A 22,950-nucleotide genomic window follows, 5' to 3' on the forward strand; every position below is an offset into this window, starting at 1 on the left:
CGCAAAGATTAGCATCTAGACAGTCTGGATATTTAAAAAAGTTATCGTCTGGACAGTCTAGATATTTCAAAGTTATCGTCTGGACAGTCTAGATGATAACTTCATGTAGTTATTTTAAATATTCGTTTAGGTTCCAAGTCGCAATGTCATCCTCTGATCCTTCTAATCCATCGGGCCCAAAACTATAAATATCATATTGACCTACTTCACCTGGGTAGAGCAGTACGTAGGCATTGCCCCAAGGATCTTCGGGCAGTCGCTTAATAATCCCACCTTCGGGATAACTACGAGGAATTGGGTCGATAGTTGGAATGTTTACCAAGGCGTCAAGGCCCTGTTCAGTAGTGGGTATAGTGTTCGTTTGCAAACGATATAGTTCAAGAGAGCCCTCTAAAGCTTGAATGTCGATCGCGGCTTTTTTTATCTTAGCTGAGTCTCGCTGATTAAATATTTGCGGTGCAACAACCGCCGCCATGGTGGCGATAATAAAGATGACCACCATCACTTCAATGAGGGTAAAACCTTGTATATTACTCTTCATATTGCTTTTCACAATCATGTATTACACTCCAGCTAAATTGTTTAATTCTAATATTGGCAAGATAATCGCCATCACAATAAACAGTACTATGCCTGCCATAGAAATTATCAATACAGGTTCAAATACTTTAAGTGACATATTTATTGTGTTTTCAAACTCTCTTTCTTGATTCTCGGCTGCGCGCGCTAACATTTGAGTTAATTCGCCAGACCGTTCACCAGACGCTATCATATGCATCATCATAGGCGGAAATACTTTGGTCTGCGCTAAAGCTGCTCTAAGGCTACTGCCTTCTTTAACTCGCTCCGCGGCTATGCGCACAAGGTTTTGCAAATGTCTATTTTCAAGCACGTTTCCACCAATTATCATTGACTCCAGTAATGGAACACTGCTAGAGGTCAATATACTTAATGTTCGAGCAAATCTAGCCGTATTAGTTCCCCTAGTAAGCTTGCCAACAAACGGTAATGTTAATAAATGTTTATGCCAGCGCTCCTGAAGGAGAGAATTTCTAAGCATTTTGGCAATGGCAAATATTAATATACCCAGCGCAATAGCGGCGTAAACACCATAGTTTTGCACGCCCTCACTAATCGCAATTAACACTTTGGTCACGGTTGGCAGCTCTTGCTCCATATTGTCAAACTGTCCAATTATTTGAGGTACTACGGTGGTCAGCAGCATTATAACGACACCAAGTGCAACCACTGTCATTAGGATAGGATACACGAGCGCTTGTGTAATTTGGCTCTGTGTTTGATAACGTCTTTCGGCATAATCTGCAAGGCGAGTTAATACAGCATCTAAATGGCCTGATTTTTCGCCTGCCGCCACCATCGATCTAAATAGCTTGTCGAAAGCTTTTGGAAACTCACCCAACGCTTTAGCTAAACTATGGCCTTCAATTACTTTACTGCGAACCGCCATCATCATGTTTTTGGTGCGCGACTTCTCAGATTGTTCAGCCACCGCTAATAGTGCTTCTTCAATGGGCAGTGAAGCTTCAATAAGCGTTGAAAGCTGCCTAGTGAGAAGGGCGAGTTCTGGGGTAGATATACTAGGGCTAAAAAATGCTTTTACGCTTTTTTCACTGGCTTTTTGCTCTTCAACTTGGGCGACTTCAAGTGGAATAAAAGATTGTTCGCGCAGTTGCTGCCGTGCTTGGCGAGGGTTGTCAGCTACTAAAACACCACTCTTATTTTTGCCTGCTGCATCTAGTGCTTTATATGCGTATGCTGGCATTACTCTTCTCTGGTCACTCTTAAGACCTCTTCTAACGAAGTAACACCTTGTAATACTTTGTCGCAGCCATCTTGTCTAATAGAAGGGGTGGTAGTGCGAATATATTTTTCAATGGCTTGTTCACCGCGGCCTTCGTGCATCATTTCACGTATTGTATCATTAACTATAAGCTGTTCATGTATCCCTGTTCTGCCTCTGTAGCCTGTGTGATTGCAGCTAATACAGCCTACAGGGTTGTAAATAGTGACCTCATTTGAGGTGTTCAAAATTTCCTGTTCTCCTTTGCTTGCCATATGCGGCGCTTTACATTCCTTGCATAGGGTCCTTACCAGGCGTTGGGAAAGTACGGAAACTAAGCTGGAGGAGAGCAAAAAAGGCTCTATACCCATATCTTCCAGCCGAGTAATTGCGCCTGCGGCGGTGTTGGTGTGCAAGGTTGAAAGGACCAAATGACCGGTCAAACTTGCTTGCACAGCAATTTGCGCAGTTTCTAAATCGCGTATTTCACCGACCATTACCACATCAGGGTCTTGACGTAATATTGCCCGCAGACCACGTGCAAATGTCATGTCCACTTTAGGATTCACTTGAGTTTGCCCTATACCCTCTAAGTCAAACTCGATGGGATCTTCGACGGTAAGAATATTACGATCTTTTGAGTTAATTTCACTTAAACCAGCGTACAAGGTGGTACTTTTACCGGAACCGGTGGGCCCCGTAATTAGGATGATGCCGTGTGGTTTACGAATAAGCTCAGAGAAAAAGGTTCTATTGACAAGGGTCATCCCTAGGTCTTGCAAATTTAAGCGTGCATTGTTTTTATCAAGCAAACGTAAGACTACCCGTTCGCCATGGCTCGACGGCATGGTCGACACTCTGACGTCAACCCCGCGACCGCCAATCCTAAGGCTTATGCGGCCGTCTTGAGGGACTCGCTTTTCAGCAATGTCCATTTTCGACATAACTTTAATACGCGATACCAGCATTGAAGACATCTTGCGATTTGGTCTGAGAATTTCGCGCAGCACACCATCTACTCTAAACCTGACTACCAATTGATTCTCAAATGTTTCAATATGAATGTCAGACGCGCCTTCCTTAATGGCTTCTCCTAGCATCGCGTTTATAAGTTTAATTATAGGAGCATCATCTTCGTTATCGAGTAAATCTTCTGTATCGGGTAAGTCTTCAGCTAGTGCAAATAAATCGCTTTTGTTACCTAAGTCTTCCATTAACTGCTTTGCTTCTGATGAGTCGCGTTGAAATGAATCTGTTAGTAAGGTTTCAAAATCACCTTGAGTGGTTTTTTTTAATACAAAAGTTTGACCGCTGTAGCGACGTACCTCAGCAAATGCTGACATGGGTGTTTCAGGCGTATAGTAGAGATCGTGCGGCTCAACATCTACATCCAACAGCAAATGAAAGCGTTTAGCGAAGCTAAAGGGTAGCTTCCCAGAGCCTTGCGGGCTCATTTCGTCAATTGCCATGTCGGCTATAACTTCTTCAGCTACAGAGTCCGCTAATCCGTCTAAGCCTTTGATGTCAGTGGATTGTGTATGCGCTAACTCACTAGCCATTAATCAATATCCTGCTTGTTTTTTTCAGTCAAATATTCTTCAAACGATGGGGGCAGGATCAGTTTATCATCCCATGCGGGTAAACTAGGGCCTTCTTTAAACGGCATTAGTGGAATACCCTGAGACTGCCTATTTAGCTGCTGCGCCCGAATAAAATTGTATTTTCTATGGCTGATATCGTTCATTGTAATGCCATCGCGCACAATGGTGGGCTTTATAAATACCATGAGATTACGCTTTCGAGTACTCGTGCTGGAGGTTTTGAATAGGTGGCCAATGATTGGTATATCCCCTAGTATAGGCACCTTTGATACACTTTCCTGCACATCTTCATCTATTAAGCCGCCCAATACAATAGTGCCGCCGTCATTTACGATTACGGTGGTTTTAATTTGTCGTTTGTTGATAGAAATATCAACAGAGGTAGCGCCACTTACACTCGAAACTTCTTGTTCAATGGTCAATTGTACCGCGTCGCCTTCGTTTATTTGGGGAGTTACTTTTAGTTTAATGCCTATTTCTTGTCGTTCTACCGTTTGAAAAGGATTGGAATTATTGGAGCCTGTAGAGGTGCCAGTAATAATTGGGACTTCTTGGCCAACAATGAAGAACGCTTCTTCATTATCTAAGGTGGTTAAATGTGGTGTGGCTAGAATATTGGAGTTTGTGTCGGTGCTGACAGCCTGGACAACTGCGCCCCAGCCGTTTTCAACGATTCCAGCAATTAGGCCATTGGCGCCGCCTAATAATTGAGCAAGTGGTGTTAGGTTACCTTCGATTGTGCGAGATGTCGGAACGTCGCCAATTTCAGGCAATAGTGTGGTGCCACTCACTGTGCGATCTTCAGCCTGACGTAAGGCAACTCCCAATGAACCTACTCCAATAACACCGTTGGTAAACTGCGTGCCTCCACCTTCCTCTGAAACAAGCTGCACGCCAAGGGTTACACCATCGCCTTCAAATACTTCTACTATTATTGCTTCAACCTGAACTTGAGCTCTGCGTACATCTAACTGGCGAATGACCTCCTCTAATGACCGCATCATGTCTGGCTCTGCGGTGATGACTAAAGAGTTGCTATCTTCATGCGAGTCGATACTCACATTGCGGCTGCCGCCACGGCTCCTACGCTGCTGTTGTTGAGCGCCTTGAGCTTCCGATTGAATACTGTCACTAACGCCTTGAAGTACTGTTACTAGATCTTCTGCTTTCGAATAGTTTAGAAAAATAACGCGCGTGTTGCCGCTCGTTTCAAGCTCTTCATCCATTCTTTGGATCAAGTTGATTAAACGCTGGCGTGCTTTTGCATCGCCGCTCACTATGATGCTGTTGGTTCTGTCATCGGCCACTACTCTTGGTGTTGACTTGCCACCGGCAGCTTGGTTATTTTGGGAATTGTTAACACTGTCTATAATGCGCACCATCTCTGAGGCTGAGGCAAAGCGCAATTTAATGACTTCAACGTCTTCATCGCCGGCTCTGTCGACCCTCTCGATGATCTCTACTAATCTATTTACAACTGCTGCGCGGCCAGTGATCATCATTACGTTTGAAGGGTCGTGGGCAACAACATTGCCGCCGCCCGTTTGATCATTTAGCTGCCTTAGAATAGGCGCCAACTCTCTTACGGGTACGTTGTACACGGGAATAACGCGCGTGATCATTTCGTCGCCGTTAAACTCAGTGGCCTCAACTACCGGGATGTTGGATGACTTTGCATCTTTAGATCGTACCACTTTTAGAATGCCGTTTGGCATTTCTACAACGGCAAAATCGTAGACTTGTAATACGTTTAAGAAAAATTGGTAATACTGATCTTCACTTAATAAATCGTAGCTGCGAACGCTAATTTTGCCTCTTACGTTAGGGTCAACAATAATAGTACGCTTTAAATTTTTCCCAACAATATTAATGAATTCAGTGATCTCCGTATTCTTAAAGTTAGGTTGATATTCAGCACTGCTGACAAAAAAGCTATTGCTTAACAATGTGCCCGCTATTAGAAGGCTGAATGCTAAGTGTTTAACTTTTTTTCCTGGCTTTATAAGTATCATAAAACTGCTACCTTATTCGTTGCCCGATGCATCGGAAATATCTAGATTAAGAGAGACGTACTCATTGCCGCGCAGTACTTCTAATTGCAAAGATTCTGCTTGTTGTAATTCTGTGATTGCCTCTTTCGATTGTTGTAAATCGCTTAAATCTAAACCATTAAGTTGCACAACAATGTCACCATTTTGCAAACCTACCGAATTAAACAAAGTGGGTTGCAATCCAGGGGTCACTTTAAAGCCGATAAACACGCCGTTAACTCTGTGCGGTGACAATGAGATCATATCAGTAAAACTGGCTGGTTCTTGTGCTAATTTTTGTCGAGCATCACGCAGCGCTTGCGCCTGATTACGTATATTTTGATTTTGTGCAATTGGCTTACTGGGCGAATTCATGAATGGTTGAGTGTTTGCTGAGGTAACGAAGGTCTCATCAGCTCTCTTCTTATTGGCTTCGTCAAAGTCAATACCGTCTAGCATGAGTGTTTCACGAGTAACTCTATTTTTGATAATGACCCTGTCTACATAAATTTTGTCAAGCGTTACGTTAGTTCCTTCAATTCTATCGCCCACGCCGTAAGTACTTTGATTGTTTCTATACTCTATAATGGCAGCACTACGGTTTGGGTCGTTGGAAGAAACTACGCCAGATAATATCAAATTCAACTGAGTTTGAGGTACATCACTTACTTTATCTAGCGTAGCAACGGGTGCTGGTTTATCGGCGTTACCAAATAAATTTTGATTGATTATGTTGCTAATATTATTGGAGGCACGTGAACTGCTATCATCCGTTATCTGGGGCGCCTGTAGTTGTGCTAACTTACTTTGAGGTTCTGGTAGCATCGACCAAGTTATTTTCGCTGCAAAAGCCAGCAAATAGATGCTTAGTATCACTATCAATACTAGGATTAGTTTGCCTTCGTTGCGTTGATAAGTTTCTTTTGCGTTTACTACTGTAAAAACACTCATGGTTAATTTACTAAAGTCATCTTAAATTCGCTAATCATTAATCATAGCTAGTACGAGTTAAAGCTACAATAGCAAAGATTAAAACTCTCAAAAAAAACTCATTACTGCGCTGCAATTATCTCGGATAGTCAATTTTTTTGTGGAGAGTCACGTTTTTTGTATAGTGCCAACTATTAAGCTCTAAAAGCTAATTTTTAGACTGTCCAGAAGTTATTTTCCAGACTGTCCAGATTTTATACTTATCCATTAATTTTGCTTTAGTTTTAGCGTTTTTCTATTTTTCAGTAGAGCCTTAAGTTATAATCTAGACTGTCCAGAAAAGGGCTGTTACTCAATTTGAGGAGTTTTTGAATGGCTGGTAAGTCACAAAAAAACAAGCAAGCTAATGCGTCTGATGTTGTATTAAAGGTTCGATTAGACAAATGGTTATGGGCTGCTCGATTTTGCAAAACTAGGGCAATCGCCCGAGATTTGGTGCAAGCAGGTAAAGTTCAGTACAATGAGCAGCGCACGAAAGCCAGTCGATTGGTTGAGGTGGGCGCAAAAATTAAGATACCTTCTGGTTACGACCAGAAAATTATAACCGTCGAGAGTATTAACGATAAAAGACAAAGCGCCATTCTCGCTCAGGCACTTTACAGTGAGACTTCCCAGAGTATTATACAGCGTGAAAAAAACGCGCAGGCAAGAGAGTTAAGTGCTTTTCACAGTCCCAAACCTGATTCCCGTCCAGATAAAAAGCAGCGACGAGAAATCATAAAATTCAAGCATCAGTGAGTAGGTAGTATATGGCAGACGTTCTAGACAGATTTCTTTTTGAGAATAGATCAATACGAGGCGAAATAGTGTCGTTAGAAGAAAGTTTTCAATCTATTTTAGCATCCGCAGATTACCCAGGATTTGTGCAAACACTGATTGGTGAATTGTTGGTCACGGCAAGCTTACTTGCGGCAACCCTCAAATTTGAGGGTGAAATTGCCCTGCAGATTCAGGGGGAAGGTCCCATAAAATATATTATTGTTAATGGCACGCATGAGCAGAAGCTTCGGGGTGTAGCGAGGTGGGACGAAACAATTGTCCAGCACCCCAAATCATTTTCAGAGTGCTTTAAAAAAGGTATTTTAGTCATTACCCTTACGCCTAAGGACGGTCAACGTTATCAGGGTATGGTAGCGCTTGATAAATCAAGCCTAGCGGATTGCGTAGAGGACTATTTCTTGCAGTCTGAACAACTCTTAACAAAAGTGTTTCTAACTAGTCAATTGGGCGTGAACCCCAAAGCAGCAGGACTACTTATTCAAATTGTGCCCACCTCTAGTGAGTCGAGTAACGTAGAAGAAAACCCAGATTTTGAGCATGTTGTGCATTTAGCAAACACGGTGACTAGCGAAGAAATACTTACACTTCAACACTCTCAAATGATACACAGGCTTTATCATGATGAAGTCATTAGAATTTTTGAGCCTCAAAAAGTCGAGTTTTCTTGTGATTGCTCACGAGACAGAAGTGCAGGTGCGCTTAGAAGTATGCCTATAGACGAACTTTTAGAGATTATCGTTGAGGATGGTAACATCAAAATGGACTGTCAATTCTGCCACAGCGTATATATATTCGACGAAATTGATGTTAAGAACATACATAGCCAAAACTTGGGTTCTGGTAGGGCCTAAGAGTAGATTAAACACTTTAGTGAGAGACGGGCAGCAAGAAACTTGCGTTTAGGCCACCGTCGGGATGATTAGTAAACTGAATTTTGCCGCCATGGCTCTCGATAATTCTTTTAACAATGGCCAAGCCAAGGCCGGATCCGCTTGTTCCTCGGGCTTGATCTCCTTGAGCGAAAGGCGTAAACATTTGCTCCATCTGGGTCTGATCAATCCCCTTTCCAAAATCCCTCACGCAGCATAAGATATTTCTGTTTTTATCAACCATTGCCGTTGAAATGGTGATGGTATCGCTACCATATTTTAAAGCATTTTCGATTAGGTTTTCAATTACGCGCTTAATACCTACCGTGCGTAGTTTTGTAGCAGTGACTTTGGCCAACTTTAGTTCAATCATATGCGTTGAGATAATGGTTCTGCTATCAACTAACTCATGAATTAATTCGTTTATGTTAGCAAATACCGCCGTTTCTTGCTGGTCCTGTTTTGCATAGTCAATAAATTGATTAATAATTGCGTTCAAATCTTCTATATCGTGCTCTATGCCGTCTTTAACCCACGCTTGTTCATCTGGCAGCATTTCGCTTGCAAGCCTAATCCGGGTCAGGGGAGTTCGTAGGTCATGTGATATACCAGCTGTCATGAGGACGCGGTCGTTCTCAAGCTGTTTAATACCCCGCGACATCTTATTAAAAGCCTCTGTAACGGCTATTATTTCGCTACTACCAACGAGCGCAAGAGGGGCCGGGAAATGTCCTTTTTCAACTTGTGTGGCACCCTTTTGAAGTGCTTGCAAAGGTCGATTTAAACGCTGAACGAACAACCATCCTCCTGTAACGCTTAATGCGCCAATAACAAAAAAATACATGGTTAGCGGTGACAGTGAATTTTCATTCGGTCCGGTAAGGGGTATCGAAATCCATATGTCGCGGTCTTGCGGTGGCTTTATCCACACCATATAGTTCTTCCCTGTTTTGACCCTTATTTCGGTGTCTTTGCCGAGTTGCTGCGTGATTTGCTTTGACATAAAGTCGTAGTAAGCAGCATTGCCTAAGCCTGCGTGCATAGCTGAAATCTCATCGTGAAAACGAATTCCCGTGGTACTTGTTAGTTTTTCAATTTGCGCTGGGCTTAATGATTCGATATCAAGGATAAAAAAAGTGTTTATTTGATTTGAAATCAGCTTATTAATTTGTTTGTAACTTGGGCTGATAAAATAGTGTGTTACTGATAAATAAGAGACGAGCTGATTGATAAATAACAAGGCAGCAATGAGCAGAGCCGTTTGACCAAACGTGCTTTTTGGAAGGATGCTTATAAATTTTTGCCTAAGGCCTAGATTGACCATCAGGCACAAATACGTAACCCAGTCCCCAGACAGTCTGGATATATCGGGGATTGGTCGCATCACTTTCTACCATCCTACGAAGCCTTGATACCTGCACATCGATGCTTCGTTCAAGTGCGCTATAGTCTCGGCCTCTGGCGAGATTCATTAGTTTATCACGCGATAAGGGCTCTCTAGGGTGTGTGACTAACGATTTAAGTACAGCAAACTCTCCGCTAGTCAACGTTATTGGTTTTCCTTCTTGACGCATTTCTCGTGTTGCTAAGTTAAGTGTGAATGGACCAAATTCGACAGTTTGTTCAGATCGTGAGGGTGCACCCGGTGCTTCAGTAACTTTCCTACGCAGTACCGCTTTAGCTCGGGCTAATAATTCTCTGGGATTAAACGGCTTTGGCAAATAATCGTCTGCGCCCATTTCTAGGCCAATGATTCTATCAACTTCATCTCCTTTGGCGGTTAGCATAATGATGGGGATTGGGTTTTTTTGTTGACGAAGTCTGCGGCAAATAGACAGTCCATCTTCATTTGGTAACATTAAATCCAACACCATCAAGTGAAAATTTTCTCGTGCAAGTAGCCTATCCATTTGTTCGCCATTAGCAGCGCCTCTTACCTGATAACCTTGTTCACTTAAGTATCTTTCAAGTAATGAGCGAAGGCGCATGTCGTCATCCACGACTAAAATTTTTGGGGTTTCGCGTGTCATATAGGGCATATCCTTAAGCTAATTTTTTTGAATATAGCGAATAGAAGTACGTAAGCCAATTATTCTTATGTTTCTAAGTGTGTCGAAGTCGACTTACTTATTGTCTGCTACCCAATCTACTTGATAATCAGCCCGCCGCTTTTTATCCATAAGCTCGGAAATTAAAGGGGTTAATATAAGCTCCATGGCTAAGCCCATTTTACCGCCAGGGACAACTAAGGTGTTGATGCGAGACATAAAAGAGCCATCAATCATCTTTAGCAAATAAGGGAAGTCAACCTTTGTCATGTCGCGTCTAAATCGAACAACCACAAAGCTTTCATCTTGCGACGGGATTTCTCGCGCACTGAAGGGGTTAGAGGTGTCCACGGTGGGCACTCTTTGAAAATTGATATGGGTGCGAGAAAATTGCGGAGTGATAAAATGAAAATAGTCGTCTAAGCTTCTGACTATACTGCTCATTACCGCGTCTCTTGAATGTCCACGGTCGGAGGTGTCACGAACAATTTTTTGAATCCACTCCAAATTTACGATTGGCACCATGCCAACTAATAAATCGACAAATGAAGCGACATCGCAGTCGTTGGTTTTTACACCTCCATGTAAGCCCTCATAAAACAGTAAATCAGTTTTATCTGGCAGCTCTTGCCAAGGTGTAAATGTGCCTGGCATTTGGTTAAAGGGAACGGCTTCATCGAATGTATGTAAGTACTGCCGATACTGGCCTTGGCCTTCGCGCTCATATGATTTAAACAGTTGTTCGAGTAATTCAAAATCGTTAGCCTTAGGACCAAAGTAGCTTATATGCCGTCCCTGTTCCTGCGCTTTTCTTATTTCAACTTCCATCTCAGGACGCGTAAATCGATGAAAGCTATCTCCGCCTACTGAAGCCGCATTTATGTTCAAATTACGGAAAATATGCCTAATCGCATTAGTAGTCGTAGTTGTCCCTGCACCAGAGGAACCTGTTATTGCTATAATTGGATGTTTAACTGACATATTGGACTTCTTTGTTTTGTATACCCTACTTATAGGGAAGCTAAAGGTTTGCGTCAAGCCCTTTAAGCTTTATTGGTAAATTCTAGACTGTCCAAACTTGTTTTTTCTAGACTGTCCAGAAGAGTTTTTCAGAAGAGTTTTTATGCTGTTACTCTGGGCGAAAAGGCACATGTTGCGGAAAAACTAGACTACTGAACAGTAACAATACATCGGGTAAACGATTAGTCTTTTTGCATGACAATTGCACGCAAATACCTAATCAATTATGCAACAACATGCTTCTATCACTGCATTACAAGATGCGTGCGCCAAGGCTTCTTATTAAATTCACTTGAAATTAACGAAGGGCATTCTAATTACAGGAATGAATGGATCCAACGTCGATTGCTGTTCTTGTCTGATGTGTTTGCCATCGACCTGCTTTCCTTTGCGATAATGGATAACCATACTCACCTTGTGTTATTCGTAAATCTTGAATTATCGCAGCAATGGAGTAACGCGGAGGTACTACAAAGATGGTCTAAAATTGGGAAATTATCCGTATTGTGTCAGTCATATTTACAGCGTGACTGGGGCGCTAAACTAAATGACGTTGAATTGACCGTAGTAATGAATGAAATTGATGAGTATCGGCGAAAGTTGACGGATATCAGTACTTTCATGAGCAGGTTTAATTGCTATGTAGCCAAAAGAGCCAATAAAGAAGATAAAATAAAAGGGCACTTTTGGGAAGCCAGGTTCAAAAGCCAAGCCCTACTTGACGCAAATGCAGTTTTATCATGTATGCAATATGTAGATTTAAATCCAATAAGAGCAAGAAAGTCGAAATCCCTTTTTGATTCGCACTTTACTAGTATTAAGTATCGCTTAGACAAGGCGGTCAACTGCGCCCAGACGCAAATGATACCATTACGAAAAACCTGTTCTTGCATGGTTTGTAGAGGATGTTTAAATATGTCTTTACAAGATTACATTGATAGATTGGAAAGTTTGATTGCTGATGTTAGTAAACATGAAGATTTTGCTGAACTAGATGACAACTGCAAAGACGGAGAAAACTGGGCTAATCGTTCCTTGGACTTCGAAAAGGCCTTTGAAATGAGTGCTGGAGAAAGTCAGCTTGTCGATATGTTTACTAAACAAGCTAGACTACTTTCAGGTCTACGAGAAGCGCAAACTAGCGCATTATGCGAAACTATTCTCTCTCGATTGCGCGATTACCAATATCGCTCCGAAAAAAAGAACCCTTACAGCTGATCTTTCTAATTTGTTTATAAGCCTGCGTTTGCGCTTCTTTAACCGTGTCACCTAGGCTGGTAACGCATAGAATTCGTCCGCCATTTGTTGACACAATACCTCTCATAAAGACGGTGCCAGCTTGAAACACTTTCGTATCTGTAGCGCGAAAGATATAATCTAAGCCAACGATGGGAATATTTTTTTCATAGCTGTCAGGATAACCACCAGAGGCTAACACCACACCAAGCGCAGCTTGAGTTGTGAAGTTTATCTCAGCTTTATCCAAATTACCTTCGCAGGCTAGCAAACAAAGCTCAACTAAATCTGACTCTAAACGCATCATAATTGGCTGGGTCTCAGGGTCTCCGAATCGGCAGTTAAATTCAATTACTTTTGGGCGACCTTGGGCGGTAATCATCAATCCAACGTAAAGTATGCCCTTGTAGGGATTCCCCTGTTCTATCATTCCATTTATGGTTGGGTAAACTATTTTATCCATAACTTTTTGATGAATTTCTGGCGTCACCACCGGTGCGGGAGAGTAAGCGCCCATGCCACCTGTGTTAGGACCAGTATCATTATTAAATGCCCTTTTATGATCTTGGCTGGTCGCAAAAGGAAGTGCATTTTTACCATCAACCATTACGATAAAACTAGCCTCTTCACCCGTTAAAAAGTCCTCGATCACTACGCGTCTACCTGCACCGTCGAGCGAGCCGCAGTCCATCATTTGAAAAACTGTCTCGCGAGCTTCTTTTTTAGTATTCGCTATTATTACTCCTTTGCCAGCGGCTAAGCCGTCTGCTTTTATGACAATTGGCATGCGTTTAGAATTTATGTAATCTATTGCTTCATCTATGTCATCAAAGGTTCTATATTTAGCAGTTGGGATTTTATACTTGGCTAAAAAGTCCTTACTAAATGATTTAGAGCCCTCCAACTGGGCTGCTTTTTGGCTTGGACCAAAGATCTTAAGCCCATTTTGCTCGAATAGGTCAGTTATACCCATTACAAGAGGTTTTTCTGGACCAACAATGGTAAGTGAAATTTCTTCTTTCAAGGCAAATGCTAACAAACCATCCAAATCGTCTATTGCTAAATTTATTAGCTCAACTTTTTCTTCGTCCGCTATACCCGGGTTACCTGGAGAAACAAATATTTGGTCTACAAGAGAAGATTGGGCGACTTTGTAAGCTATTGCATGTTCTCTGCCGCCGCCGCCGATGATTAAAATTTTCATATTTATCTTTCTACCTATTACAGTTGGACGATTAAGAGTTACCCTATCCATAACTTTGCCATTGTTGTTGCTAAACAGTCTAGATGTTGCTAATGCTTAAAATGACGCATGCCGGTAAAGACCATCGCAATACCGTGTTCATTCGCCGCTGCTATCACTTCATTGTCTCGCATTGAACCACCAGGCTGTATAACAGCCTTAATTCCTGCGGCAGCGGCGGCGTCTATGCCGTCTCTAAATGGGAAAAATGCGTCAGATGCCATTACGCAGCCTTCTACCGTTAATCCCTCATCTTGCGCTTTTATGCCAGCTATCTTAGCTGAATAAACTCGGCTCATTTGACCAGCGCCAACCCCAATTGTCATAGTGTCTTTACTATAAACGATAGCGTTAGATTTTACATATTTAGCCACTTTCCAAGCAAATAATAAATCGCTTATTTGTGAATCACTTGGGGCTACGTCGGTCACCACTGTCAAATCATCAATGTCGACCATACCAAAGTCGCGTTCTTGTACAAGTAAGCCTCCATTTACTCTTTTAAAGTCAAACTCATGAGTTAACTGACCTTGCCAATCACCGCACTCTAGTAAGCGAATATTCGCTTTTTTCGCAATTACTTTACATGCGGCATCGCTTATTGATGGTGCGATGATGACTTCTACAAATTGGCTTTCAATTATGGCAGTGGCGGTTACTTCGTCCAACTCTCGATTAAACGCTATTATGCCGCCAAATGCCGAGGTTGGGTCTGTTTTAAAAGCTTTGGAATAGGCCTCTAATATACTCTCCCCTAGTGCAGCACCGCATGGATTTGCATGTTTCACAATCACACATGCCGGCTCTTCAAACTCTTTTACACATTCTAAAGCCGCATCTGTGTCTGCTATGTTGTTGAATGAAAGCTCTTTGCCTTGCAGTTGTTTTGCTGTGGCAACTGAGGATTCTTGAATATTGTGCTCTACATAAAAAGCAGCATTTTGATGGCTATTTTCACCATATCTTAAGTCTTGCTTTTTGACCATTTGTAAATTGAGTGTTCTTCCAAAAGAACTGCGTTTATGTGTGCAACTATCGTGGCAAGTATGTGCTGCATCTTCAATCATTGTACCGAGGTAGTTTGCTACCATACCATCGTATCTTGCAGTGTGCTCGAATGCTTTTACGGCTAATGAGTATCTAGTTGCATAGCTTATTCCAGAAGGGTCTAAGTTTAACTCATCCAAAATTGTTAAATAGTCATTAGGTTCTACAACAATAGTAACGTCTTTAAAATTCTTGGCCGAGGCTCTAACCATCGCTGGGCCGCCAATGTCGATATTTTCAATGGCATCTTCAAAGCTGTAATCGGGGTTTGACACTGTCTCAGCAAATGGATACAGATTAACCACAACTAAATCAATGGCTTGAATTTCATGTTTCTGCATTACGTTCGCATCTATGTCTCTTCTACCAAGAATTCCACCATGGATCTTGGGATGTAGTGTTTTAACGCGCCCATCCATTATTTCAGGGTGGCCAGTATGTTCACTAACGTCTTTAACAGTCAAGCCTTCTTGGCGCAGAAGCGATGCAGTTCCACCGGTTGATAAAATTTCAATATCCATGCTCGCAAGTGACTTAGCGAACTCAACAATCCCCGTTTTATCAGAAACACTAATTAGCGCCCTAGTAATAGTAGTATTTTGCATTGGTTACTCGATAGTATGTGTAATTTTTTAAAAGTCTGGACAGTCTGGATTTTAATAATCAACTCAGCCGAGTAAGTTCTAAAAGTAAAAAGCTGGACAGTCTAGATTTTAGTTTTCCAAAAAAAAGAGCGTTATCATACGCTCTTTTTTTAAAATACGAAGTTAGCCTAATCCGTATTGCTTTAGCTTTTTACGGAGTGTTCCTCTGTTTATACCCATAAGGTTGGCAGCACGGGTTTGATTGCCCCTAGTATACGTCATTACTTCTTCTAGAAGAGGTGCTTCTATTTCCGCTAACACCAATTCATATAAGTTGTCGATGTCTTGATTATTAAGTTCTTTTAGATACTTGTTTACAGCTTGTTTCACAGAAGAGCGCAATGGCTTTTGGGCATTTGCCTGTGATGGCGTCGTCACTGTTGTTGTAAAGGGTGAGGTAAGGTTTTGATCGAACATATATTTGAGAGCTCTCTTTGGTTATTCCATGTAACTAAGCTGCGTTGCAAGGATTGTAGTTAACTTGCTTTGACAACAATGAAAAAAATTCTTCTAGTGCCTCTATCTGGAGAACACCTTCGTCTATTTTATTGAATCTGCGACGAAATTCCTTTTCAGGATCGTACGAGTCCAGATACCATCCAACATGTTTGCGCGCTATCCGAACGCCCATATTAAGACCATATAGGTCATAGATATCGTGAACGTGCCGTATGGATATCACCGCCATCTCTTGTGGTGATGGCTTTTCTAGCTGAATTCCTTGTGATAAAAAATGCTCTATTTGCCTAAAAATCCACGGATTTCCTTGTGCAGCCCTGCCAATCATTATCCCGTCAGCACCGGTGTAATGTAAAACTTCCTTTGCTTGTAAAGCGTTTTTAATATCCCCATTGGCGATGACCGGAATGCTCACATTTGCCTTTATTGCCTTTATGGTGTCGTACTCTGCATGGCCTTTGAACATGCATGTTCTCGTTCTGCCGTGTACTGCAATAGACACAATACCTTTATCTTGCGCTATTTTAGCGATGTGTATTCCGTTTCGATTATCTACGTCCCAACCGGTTCTAATTTTCAGGGTGACCGGTACATCAACGGACTTAACCACTGCATCCAAAATGTTAGCTACTAACTCAGGTTGTTGCAATAACGCCGAACCCGCTAGTTTCTTATTTACTTTTTTTGCAGGGCAACCCATATTGATATCAATAATTTGAGCACCCCTTTCGACATTAAATTGCGCCGCTTCTGCCATCAAAGAAGGCTCACTGCCGGCAATTTGAATAGAACGAATGCCCGACTCACCCTCATGGTTCATACGATTTAGTGATTTTGCTGTTTTCCAAACCTTTGGATTTGAAGACAGCATTTCTGAAACCACTAAGCCTGCCCCCATTTCTGAGCATAAACGCCTAAAGGGTCTGTCAGTTACACCCGCCATAGGAGCCAATATTAAATTGTTTTTTAATGTGTAGGGTCCTATTCGCATACCACAACCTTTATATTGGATTCATGATCTAATGGAGCGTAGAAACGAACGCCATCCCGAGCGGGGCAGTATAGTACTTATTTTTGCTTTATTTGTGAAGGTTAATATTTAAACAAAATATTATTTTTCAGCTTGACTTACTGCTTTTTTTTCAAGGCACTAAGCCTGACCCACTCGCCTTCAAGTGTGGCAGGGTCAAAAATAAATTGGTTTTCATAGACTTGAACAACTGACTCGTATTGTTCTTGTAATATACCTGACATAACGAGCATGCCCGCATTTTTACAATAATTTGAAATTGTGTCAGATAATTCCTTAAGCGGCGCCGATAAAATATTGGCAATAACTATATCGGCTTCTAAATTGGGTTGGTTTTGTGGAAGATATAATGACAACCTGTCTTCAACGCTATTTCTTTGGGCGTTATCTTTGCTAGCTATTAAGGCTTGAGGGTCAATATCTATGCCAATAACTTCTTTAGCGCCTAATTTTAAGGCCGCAATTGCTAATATTCCAGAGCCACACCCGAAATCAACCAGCACTTTATCGACTAAATCGACGCTGTCTAGCCATTCTAAGCATAATCTTGTGGTGGGGTGTGTGCCTGTTCCAAATGCAAGTCCTGGATCGAGTTTAATGTTAACGGCGTTAATATCGGGTATGTCATGCCAACTAGGGCATATCCATAGCCGCTTACCGAACTTCATAGGATGAAAATCTTTCATCCATTCTCTTTCCCAATTTTTATCTTCAAGCTGATCTACCGCAATCTCATTAGTATCAATAAAGCGATACTGCTTAAGAATAGCGCTTATTACTGGTTTTAAATCTTCCTGTGCATCATATAAAGCGATAACTTGCGTGTCAGGCCACAGCAATATCTGACCAGGTTTGGGCTCATACATTGGAGTGTCTTTTGCATCAACAAACGTTACCGCCTGCGCATTTAATTCCGTGAAAAAGTCAGCTAAAGCCTCAGCATGATCGGCCTCAACATTGATTTTTATTTGCTGCCAAGCCATATCAGAACACCTAAAGATTAATTCGTGTAAATGGATAGAAACGCGCGCATATCGTCAGCAAGCTTCTTCAAAGAGGGGTGATGAATATACATCATGTGACCTGATTCATAATACTTCATTGTAATACGTTGTGTATCAAACCCGCTTCTATTAAATGAATATTCAGTTGCAAAGAAAGGGGTGGCTAGATCGTAATAACCATTTGCAACAAATATTCTAAAAGAAGGGTTTTGGCGCTGTGCTCTGGATAAAAAATGTCCTGTGTTCAAATATCCTTGGCTGCGAGCACTTCCTTCATATAGCCAGTCCCAGTTTGAAAATACCTCGCCTGATAGGATATTGTAACGCTGCTGTCTTAGAATATTTAAATCGCTAGCAAGATAGGTCTGCATTGCTGCGGTATACGCACCGTCTATTGCGTAACTAGATGGATCGGTGTCAAAACGGGCTTCCACATTACTAGCGTCAACGCCTAAGTAGCGACTGTCTAGTCGGCCTACGCTGAGGCCCCTGTCGCGCAGAAGCTCTTTCATAAACAACATTTCATCTATTCTTAAGTTTGTTTGCTCCAGATACTTCTTACTGAGGCCTGTGTACTCGTGTAGTCTATCAACTACATTTGTAAACGCTTCCTTTGAAACATTCTGGCCAAGAATGAGCGCTGAAGCATATTCGGTCATGGCGAAGGTTCTGACTTCTTCTATAAAGGTAGGTAGATCCGCATAGTTTTCTTTATTCGGCAGTGCGTTATGATACCAAGCCGTGGCGGCATAAGTTGGCAAAAATGTGATGAAAGGTAAGTCGTTACCCGTATTGAAGTCTCCTGCTTGAAAATCGACAATACTTGAAATTAAGAATACGCCGTTAAGGTCTATACTTCCCCACCCCTCTTGGAGTTCCTTTACCATTACCGCTGCGCGCGTTGTACCATAGCTTTCGCCGGCTAGATATTTGGGTGAATTCCAGCGCTGATACTTAGTGATAAATTGGCGAACAAAATCTGACATTATTTCAGCGTCTTGGCGCACGCCCCAGAAGTCTTTACCTTCATACTCACCAAGGGCTGTTGAATAACCTGTTCCCACAGGGTCAATAAACACCATGTCAGCGATGTCGAGTAAGGTTAACGCATTTTCTTTTAGTGTGTACGGTGGCGCAGGTACCGCTTGCGCGTCGCTGGGGATTTGGACTATTTTGGGCCCAAAAACTCCAAGATGTAACCAAACGCTCGATGAGCCGGGGCCGCCATTAAAAACAAATATTAAGGGACGTTCCGATGTATTTTTAACATCGCTTCTAAAATAGGCAGTGCTAAATATAGAGGCTTTTGGTTTTCCTTTACTATCTTTTAGTTCGGTGTCGCCAGCTACTGCAATGTAGTTTAGCTTTCCATTTTTCCCACGAATACTATGTTTTGTTTCAACCAAATCAAATGGAAGTATGCCTACCTCATCTGATTTTGCTATAAGTGAAGTAGTAACCAGTGTTACAAATAAAAAGCTAATTAAAATTTTTTTTACCATCATGACGACCCGTAACCTTTTTATTTATTTGCTTCGTTTGCCTTCTTAATCGTGTCGATTTGTTTTGACAATTCCTCAGCCTGCGATGTTATTTGTGCATACAATCTCATATCACCTTTACGCTGTGCATCGACTCCTTTTTGAAGTAGTTGATCATGCTGGCGCTGTAGTTTTTTTGTGGGGTCAGACTTAAATAATCCAAACATTGTAATACCTTATAGTTTTAGTAGAGATTCTATATACGACTTAAACTCAGTCTTGATTACTTTTATATTGGAAGACGCATTAATAGCGGCTGTCTTCTCGATAACTTGCAGGAATTCACTCAACTCTTCTTGTTGAGAATCAGTTAGCTTACTGACCAATATCTTTGCTTGTTGAGCACTTAAATCGAGATTGCGTTTATTTGCCGCCTTTCTGTTGTATTTCTGCCACTCAGCGTTGTAACTACTCATCAAGCGCTCTGGAAAATGCTGTAGATCGTATACGTCTGAGTGCAAGTTAACGATATCATTTTTTTCATCAAATATGTATCTGTAAGTAAAAACTGTATAAATATCAGTGATTTTAGTCTGTTTACTTTTTAGTGTCATAAGCTATCTTTATTTGTATTTGATAAGTGTGGACAGTCTAGATTTAAACTTATTAAAGCTGGAAAAGGTTTTAAAAAAATCCAAGTTAGTTCCAAAGCTTCATTCTAGACTGTCCAGAATGAAGAGTTATGCTTTAGACTGTCCAAACTAAATGCTGTCTATGGTTGACCACCAGACAGTCTAGCGTGAGTCCACCAGACAGTCTAGCGTGAGTCGTCTAACGTGACTCCAGTGCGAAAGAACCATGACTTTTGGGCACAAAAGAGCCAGCTTTAGCTGGCTTCGGGTTTATTTCTCTTTCTCGAGTTTTCGTTCCAAATAATGGATGTTGGTGCCGCCGTTAAAGAAGTTTTCGTCTTTCATAATTCGCTTTTGTAGCGATACGTTAGTCTTAATGCCGTCTATCACGAGTTCATTTAAGGCGTGGCGCATTCTGGCTATAGCCTCATCACGACTCTCACCAAAGGTAATTAATTTGCCAATCATAGAGTCATAATAAGGCGGTACAGTATAGCCTGAGTAAATATGTGACTCCCAGCGTACCCCTAATCCACCGGGTGCATGAAACGTGGTTATTTTGCCTGGACTGGGAATAAATGTCTCAGAGTCTTCTGCGTTTATACGACACTCTATGGCATGGCCACGCACTTTTATTTGCGACTGCTCTATCGACAATGGCTGCCCTGCGGCAATGCGCAGCTGCTCTTTAATAAGATCAACGCCGGTGACCATTTCGGTAACGGGATGCTCTACCTGAATTCGGGTATTCATTTCGATAAAAAAGAACTCGCCGTTTTCATATAAAAACTCAAAAGTACCTGCACCGCGATAGTTTATTTCAAGACAGGCGCGTCGGCAGCGCTCACCAATTTTTTCGCGCATTGAATCTGAAATGCCTGGAGCAGGGGCCTCTTCAACCACTTTTTGATGGCGCCTTTGCATAGAGCAGTCACGCTCGCCTAAGTGAATTGCATTGCCTTGACCGTCGGCTAAGATCTGAATTTCAATATGGCGGGGATTCTCTAAAAATTTCTCCATATATACCACGTCATTATTAAACGCGGCTCCAGCTTCTGCTTTGGTTGTGCGAATGGCTTCGTCTAACTCGGCTTCGCTGCGCACAACACGCATGCCGCGTCCACCGCCACCGCCTGCTGACTTTACAATCATGGGGTAGCCAATGCGTTTCGCAATGGCTTTATTTTTCTCAATATCGTCGCCTAAAGGCCCGTCTGAACCCGGCACGCATGGCACACCTGCTTTTCGCATAGACGCTATAGCGGATACTTTGTCGCCCATAAGGCTGATCGTTTCAGCTCGTGGTCCAATAAACACGAATCCGCTTTTTTCCACGGCTTCAGCAAACTCAGCATTTTCTGATAAAAATCCATAGCCTGGATGAATAGCAATTGAGTTAGTCACCTCGGCCGCAGCAATTAACCGTGGAATATTTAAGTAGCTTTCTTTTGCAGGCGCACTGCCAATGCAAATGGATTCATCAGCTAACAGCACGTGCTTTAAGCTTCTATCCGCGGTGGAATGAGCCGCAACGGTTTTTATGCCGAGTTCTTTGCAGGCGCGAAGTATACGCAGCGCTATTTCTCCACGGTTCGCTATTAATACTTTATCCAACATAGTGGCGCCCTTTATTCAATAACGAAAAGTGGTTGGTCAAATTCGACCGATTCTTGATTTCCAACTAATATTTCTTTGACCACCCCGTTTTTGTCACACTCTATTTGGTTCATCATTTTCATGGCTTCGATGATGCATAAAGTATCGCCCACGCTCACCGCTTGACCTATTTCAACGAAGGCTTTTGCTTCTGGAGAAGAAGAGCGATAAAACGTACCTACCATAGGCGATTTTAATACATGACCGGTTGTAACTGGTGTCACTTCTGCGGCCACGGGAGCTAAGGGCGCTGCGGGAGGAGGTGCCATGTGAGAAGGATAAGCAAAAGGTGCTTGGCTAGCACTGCTGCCTCTATGAATACGCACTGACTCCTCGCCCTCAGTGATCTCTAACTCAGAAATGCCTGATTCTTCGACTAGCTCAATGAGCTTTTTAATTTTTCTTATGTCCATCACTATGCCTTTTAATGTAATCGTCGTTTGTTAGGAATGTTGTAATTGTTTTATCAGTGCGTCAAGCGCATATTCGTAACCATTTGCGCCTAAGCCCACTATGGTGCCTATGGCGATGTCTGAAAAATAAGAATGATGCCGAAATGCTTCACGTTTGTGAACGTTTGACAAATGTACTTCAATAAATGGAATGTTTACGCTTAATAAAGCGTCACGCAGGGCAACGCTGGTATGGGTAAACGCAGCAGGGTTGATAATAATGCCATTGACATCTGCCGCGCTTGCGTGAATTTTGTCTATCAGCACATGTTCTGAATTTGACTGCACACAAACAAGCTGAACATCCTTTGCTTGCGCGGCAGTGGACAGTGTTCTTTCAATGTCAGCAAGCGTTCTAGAGCCATAAACATCAGGTTCGCGCTTCCCCAGCATATTCAAATTTGGCCCATTTAATAACAATATTTGCATGTACGTTCTTACTTGTTGTGGTCATTGCATGTCAACTGACTGGCAAGACAAGGTTTGGGTAGTAATGTTATTATCAATCTCATTTGCACTTGTTAAAATTAATCTAGCTAAAGTAGCACACTTGCCAGCATGTTTTCAGCAAAATACTGGTCTAATCAGCGACGTTAGCTGATATTGAGCGTTTTTGTGAGCCCATTTTGACATGCGCGGACATGATTTTTCAATCGCAAACTAAAATAGCCACTATTATTTTAGCGTGTGCGGCACCGAAAATTTGATATTGACAGGGTAAAACCAGTGCAATACGCAAGCTTTCGTTTTTACATCAACAGGTAAGTGCGCACGCGTCGCGCACTAGCCGCACTAACTGCAATAGATGACCAAGCATTATTATTGATTGACAAACGCTTAGTGTAATGAAGGTGATAGGCAGTGGCAGGGCAGATTTTCGCAAAAAGACGGTCGTCTTCGATAATAGAAATGTGCATGGCTTGTCTC

The 22,950-nt window shown here is 42.1% G+C and carries 23 protein-coding genes; 3 read left to right on the forward strand and 20 right to left on the reverse strand.

The features are described 5' to 3' along the window. Positions 1-109 precede the first annotated feature (109 nt). From gspG to gspC, 5 genes are all read right to left on the reverse strand, one after another. The gene (gspG, locus tag GPUN_RS05950) at positions 110-559 is read right to left on the reverse strand and encodes a type II secretion system major pseudopilin GspG (protein ID WP_006004459.1); all 450 of its coding nucleotides are present in this window, start codon (positions 557-559) and stop codon (positions 110-112) included. 3 nt (positions 560-562) lie between these two features. Further along, positions 563-1,783 (reverse strand): type II secretion system inner membrane protein GspF, encoded by a 1,221-nt coding sequence (gspF, locus tag GPUN_RS05955; RefSeq protein ID WP_006004460.1) that lies wholly within the window; start codon positions 1,781-1,783, stop codon positions 563-565. Continuing rightward, positions 1,783-3,270, reverse strand: coding sequence for a type II secretion system ATPase GspE (gspE, locus tag GPUN_RS05960; RefSeq protein ID WP_081483907.1), 1,488 nt, complete (start codon positions 3,268-3,270; stop codon positions 1,783-1,785). Before gspE ends, gspF begins: the two co-directional genes overlap by 1 nt. 89 nt (positions 3,271-3,359) lie before the next feature. Continuing rightward, entirely contained in the window at positions 3,360-5,414 is a 2,055-nt protein-coding gene (gene gspD, locus GPUN_RS05965; protein ID WP_006004462.1) for a type II secretion system secretin GspD, read from the reverse strand. Positions 5,415-5,426: 12 nt separating this feature from the next. Then, positions 5,427-6,383 (reverse strand): type II secretion system protein GspC, encoded by a 957-nt coding sequence (gene gspC, locus GPUN_RS05970; RefSeq protein ID WP_006004463.1) that lies wholly within the window; start codon positions 6,381-6,383, stop codon positions 5,427-5,429. 351 nt (positions 6,384-6,734) lie between these two features. Between gspC and hslR the strand changes: the two genes are divergently transcribed. Together hslR and hslO are read left to right on the forward strand one after the other, a co-directional pair. Beyond that, positions 6,735-7,160, forward strand: coding sequence for a ribosome-associated heat shock protein Hsp15 (gene hslR, locus GPUN_RS05975; protein ID WP_006004464.1), 426 nt, complete (start codon positions 6,735-6,737; stop codon positions 7,158-7,160). Positions 7,161-7,171: 11 nt separating this feature from the next. Further along, positions 7,172-8,053 carry an Hsp33 family molecular chaperone HslO gene (gene hslO, locus GPUN_RS05980; protein ID WP_006004465.1) on the forward strand — a complete coding sequence of 294 codons (882 nt, stop codon included), beginning with the start codon at positions 7,172-7,174 and terminating at the stop codon, positions 8,051-8,053. 16 nt (positions 8,054-8,069) lie between these two features. Here hslO and envZ read toward each other — a convergent pair whose 3' ends face one another. The 3 genes from envZ to GPUN_RS05995 form a co-directional block, all read right to left on the reverse strand. After that, positions 8,070-9,365 carry a two-component system sensor histidine kinase EnvZ gene (gene envZ, locus GPUN_RS05985; protein WP_040520461.1) on the reverse strand — a complete coding sequence of 432 codons (1,296 nt, stop codon included), beginning with the start codon at positions 9,363-9,365 and terminating at the stop codon, positions 8,070-8,072. A gap of 10 nt (positions 9,366-9,375) precedes the next feature. Continuing rightward, entirely contained in the window at positions 9,376-10,101 is a 726-nt protein-coding gene (gene ompR, locus GPUN_RS05990; RefSeq protein ID WP_006004467.1) for an osmolarity response regulator transcription factor OmpR, read from the reverse strand. Between the two features lie 93 nt (positions 10,102-10,194). Continuing rightward, a complete protein-coding gene (locus GPUN_RS05995; RefSeq protein WP_006004468.1) occupies positions 10,195-11,100 on the reverse strand; it encodes a phosphoribulokinase in 906 nt (301 codons plus the stop codon). 234 nt (positions 11,101-11,334) lie between these two features. On the opposite strand from GPUN_RS05995, the gene GPUN_RS06000 reads away from it, so the two are divergent. Continuing rightward, complete coding sequence (locus GPUN_RS06000) at positions 11,335-12,357, forward strand: transposase (RefSeq protein WP_141567233.1); 1,023 nt, start codon at positions 11,335-11,337, stop codon at positions 12,355-12,357. Here GPUN_RS06000 and purD read toward each other — a convergent pair. The 12 genes from purD to GPUN_RS14325 form a co-directional block, all read right to left on the reverse strand. After that, positions 12,296-13,579 carry a phosphoribosylamine--glycine ligase gene (purD, locus tag GPUN_RS06005; RefSeq protein WP_006004470.1) on the reverse strand — a complete coding sequence of 428 codons (1,284 nt, stop codon included), beginning with the start codon at positions 13,577-13,579 and terminating at the stop codon, positions 12,296-12,298. The genes GPUN_RS06000 and purD overlap by 62 nt on opposite strands. An 89-nt stretch (positions 13,580-13,668) precedes the next feature. Further along, entirely contained in the window at positions 13,669-15,270 is a 1,602-nt protein-coding gene (purH, locus tag GPUN_RS06010; protein WP_006004471.1) for a bifunctional phosphoribosylaminoimidazolecarboxamide formyltransferase/IMP cyclohydrolase, read from the reverse strand. Between the two features lie 162 nt (positions 15,271-15,432). Then, positions 15,433-15,726 (reverse strand): DNA-binding transcriptional regulator Fis, encoded by a 294-nt coding sequence (fis, locus tag GPUN_RS06015; RefSeq protein WP_006004472.1) that lies wholly within the window; start codon positions 15,724-15,726, stop codon positions 15,433-15,435. Positions 15,727-15,760: 34 nt separating this feature from the next. Further along, positions 15,761-16,759 (reverse strand): tRNA dihydrouridine synthase DusB, encoded by a 999-nt coding sequence (gene dusB / locus GPUN_RS06020; RefSeq protein ID WP_006004473.1) that lies wholly within the window; start codon positions 16,757-16,759, stop codon positions 15,761-15,763. Positions 16,760-16,896: 137 nt separating this feature from the next. After that, complete coding sequence (gene prmA, locus GPUN_RS06025) at positions 16,897-17,781, reverse strand: 50S ribosomal protein L11 methyltransferase (RefSeq protein WP_006004474.1); 885 nt, start codon at positions 17,779-17,781, stop codon at positions 16,897-16,899. Between the two features lie 17 nt (positions 17,782-17,798). Beyond that, positions 17,799-19,307, reverse strand: a complete 1,509-nt coding sequence (locus GPUN_RS06030) for a S10 family peptidase (RefSeq protein WP_006004475.1) — start codon at positions 19,305-19,307, stop codon at positions 17,799-17,801. A 17-nt stretch (positions 19,308-19,324) separates the two neighbouring features. Then, the gene (locus GPUN_RS06035; RefSeq protein ID WP_006004477.1) at positions 19,325-19,510 is read right to left on the reverse strand and encodes a DUF6435 family protein; all 186 of its coding nucleotides are present in this window, start codon (positions 19,508-19,510) and stop codon (positions 19,325-19,327) included. Between the two features lie 9 nt (positions 19,511-19,519). Beyond that, complete coding sequence (locus tag GPUN_RS06040; RefSeq protein ID WP_006004479.1) at positions 19,520-19,897, reverse strand: hypothetical protein; 378 nt, start codon at positions 19,895-19,897, stop codon at positions 19,520-19,522. A 288-nt stretch (positions 19,898-20,185) separates the two neighbouring features. Further along, positions 20,186-21,532, reverse strand: a complete 1,347-nt coding sequence (gene accC / locus GPUN_RS06045) for an acetyl-CoA carboxylase biotin carboxylase subunit (protein WP_006004480.1) — start codon at positions 21,530-21,532, stop codon at positions 20,186-20,188. Between the two features lie 11 nt (positions 21,533-21,543). After that, a complete protein-coding gene (gene accB / locus GPUN_RS06050) occupies positions 21,544-21,984 on the reverse strand; it encodes an acetyl-CoA carboxylase biotin carboxyl carrier protein (RefSeq protein WP_006004482.1) in 441 nt (146 codons plus the stop codon). A 30-nt stretch (positions 21,985-22,014) separates the two neighbouring features. Then, the gene (gene aroQ, locus GPUN_RS06055; protein ID WP_006004483.1) at positions 22,015-22,452 is read right to left on the reverse strand and encodes a type II 3-dehydroquinate dehydratase; all 438 of its coding nucleotides are present in this window, start codon (positions 22,450-22,452) and stop codon (positions 22,015-22,017) included. A gap of 320 nt (positions 22,453-22,772) precedes the next feature. Then, on the reverse strand, positions 22,773-22,940 hold the full coding sequence (locus GPUN_RS14325) for a hypothetical protein (RefSeq protein WP_006004486.1): 168 nt from the start codon (positions 22,938-22,940) through the stop codon (positions 22,773-22,775). Positions 22,941-22,950: the final 10 nt, after the last annotated feature.

This window comes from Glaciecola punicea ACAM 611, assembly GCF_000252165.1.
Lineage (GTDB): Bacteria > Pseudomonadota > Gammaproteobacteria > Enterobacterales > Alteromonadaceae > Glaciecola > Glaciecola punicea.

Excerpts from the sequence above, each read along its gene's own strand:
- gspG (WP_006004459.1), bottom strand. The coding sequence starts at position 559 with ATGATTGTGAAAAGCAATATGAAGAGTAATATACAAGGTTTTACCCTC.
- gspF (WP_006004460.1), bottom strand. The coding sequence starts at position 1,783 with ATGCCAGCATACGCATATAAAGCACTAGATGCAGCAGGCAAAAATAAG.
- gspE (WP_081483907.1), bottom strand. The coding sequence starts at position 3,270 with ATGGCAATTGACGAAATGAGCCCGCAAGGCTCTGGGAAGCTACCCTTT.
- gspD (WP_006004462.1), bottom strand. The coding sequence starts at position 5,414 with ATGATACTTATAAAGCCAGGAAAAAAAGTTAAACACTTAGCATTCAGC.
- gspC (WP_006004463.1), bottom strand. The coding sequence starts at position 6,383 with ATGAGTGTTTTTACAGTAGTAAACGCAAAAGAAACTTATCAACGCAAC.
- hslR (WP_006004464.1), top strand. The coding sequence starts at position 6,735 with ATGGCTGGTAAGTCACAAAAAAACAAGCAAGCTAATGCGTCTGATGTT.
- hslO (WP_006004465.1), top strand. The coding sequence starts at position 7,172 with ATGGCAGACGTTCTAGACAGATTTCTTTTTGAGAATAGATCAATACGA.
- ompR (WP_006004467.1), bottom strand. The coding sequence starts at position 10,101 with ATGACACGCGAAACCCCAAAAATTTTAGTCGTGGATGACGACATGCGC.
- GPUN_RS05995 (WP_006004468.1), bottom strand. The coding sequence starts at position 11,100 with ATGTCAGTTAAACATCCAATTATAGCAATAACAGGTTCCTCTGGTGCA.
- GPUN_RS06000 (WP_141567233.1), top strand. The coding sequence starts at position 11,335 with ATGACAATTGCACGCAAATACCTAATCAATTATGCAACAACATGCTTC.
- purD (WP_006004470.1), bottom strand. The coding sequence starts at position 13,579 with ATGAAAATTTTAATCATCGGCGGCGGCGGCAGAGAACATGCAATAGCT.
- purH (WP_006004471.1), bottom strand. The coding sequence starts at position 15,270 with ATGCAAAATACTACTATTACTAGGGCGCTAATTAGTGTTTCTGATAAA.
- fis (WP_006004472.1), bottom strand. The coding sequence starts at position 15,726 with ATGTTCGATCAAAACCTTACCTCACCCTTTACAACAACAGTGACGACG.
- dusB (WP_006004473.1), bottom strand. The coding sequence starts at position 16,759 with ATGCGAATAGGACCCTACACATTAAAAAACAATTTAATATTGGCTCCT.
- prmA (WP_006004474.1), bottom strand. The coding sequence starts at position 17,781 with ATGGCTTGGCAGCAAATAAAAATCAATGTTGAGGCCGATCATGCTGAG.
- GPUN_RS06030 (WP_006004475.1), bottom strand. The coding sequence starts at position 19,307 with ATGATGGTAAAAAAAATTTTAATTAGCTTTTTATTTGTAACACTGGTT.
- GPUN_RS06035 (WP_006004477.1), bottom strand. The coding sequence starts at position 19,510 with ATGTTTGGATTATTTAAGTCTGACCCCACAAAAAAACTACAGCGCCAG.
- GPUN_RS06040 (WP_006004479.1), bottom strand. The coding sequence starts at position 19,897 with ATGACACTAAAAAGTAAACAGACTAAAATCACTGATATTTATACAGTT.
- accC (WP_006004480.1), bottom strand. The coding sequence starts at position 21,532 with ATGTTGGATAAAGTATTAATAGCGAACCGTGGAGAAATAGCGCTGCGT.
- accB (WP_006004482.1), bottom strand. The coding sequence starts at position 21,984 with ATGGACATAAGAAAAATTAAAAAGCTCATTGAGCTAGTCGAAGAATCA.
- aroQ (WP_006004483.1), bottom strand. The coding sequence starts at position 22,452 with ATGCAAATATTGTTATTAAATGGGCCAAATTTGAATATGCTGGGGAAG.
- GPUN_RS14325 (WP_006004486.1), bottom strand. The coding sequence starts at position 22,940 with ATGCACATTTCTATTATCGAAGACGACCGTCTTTTTGCGAAAATCTGC.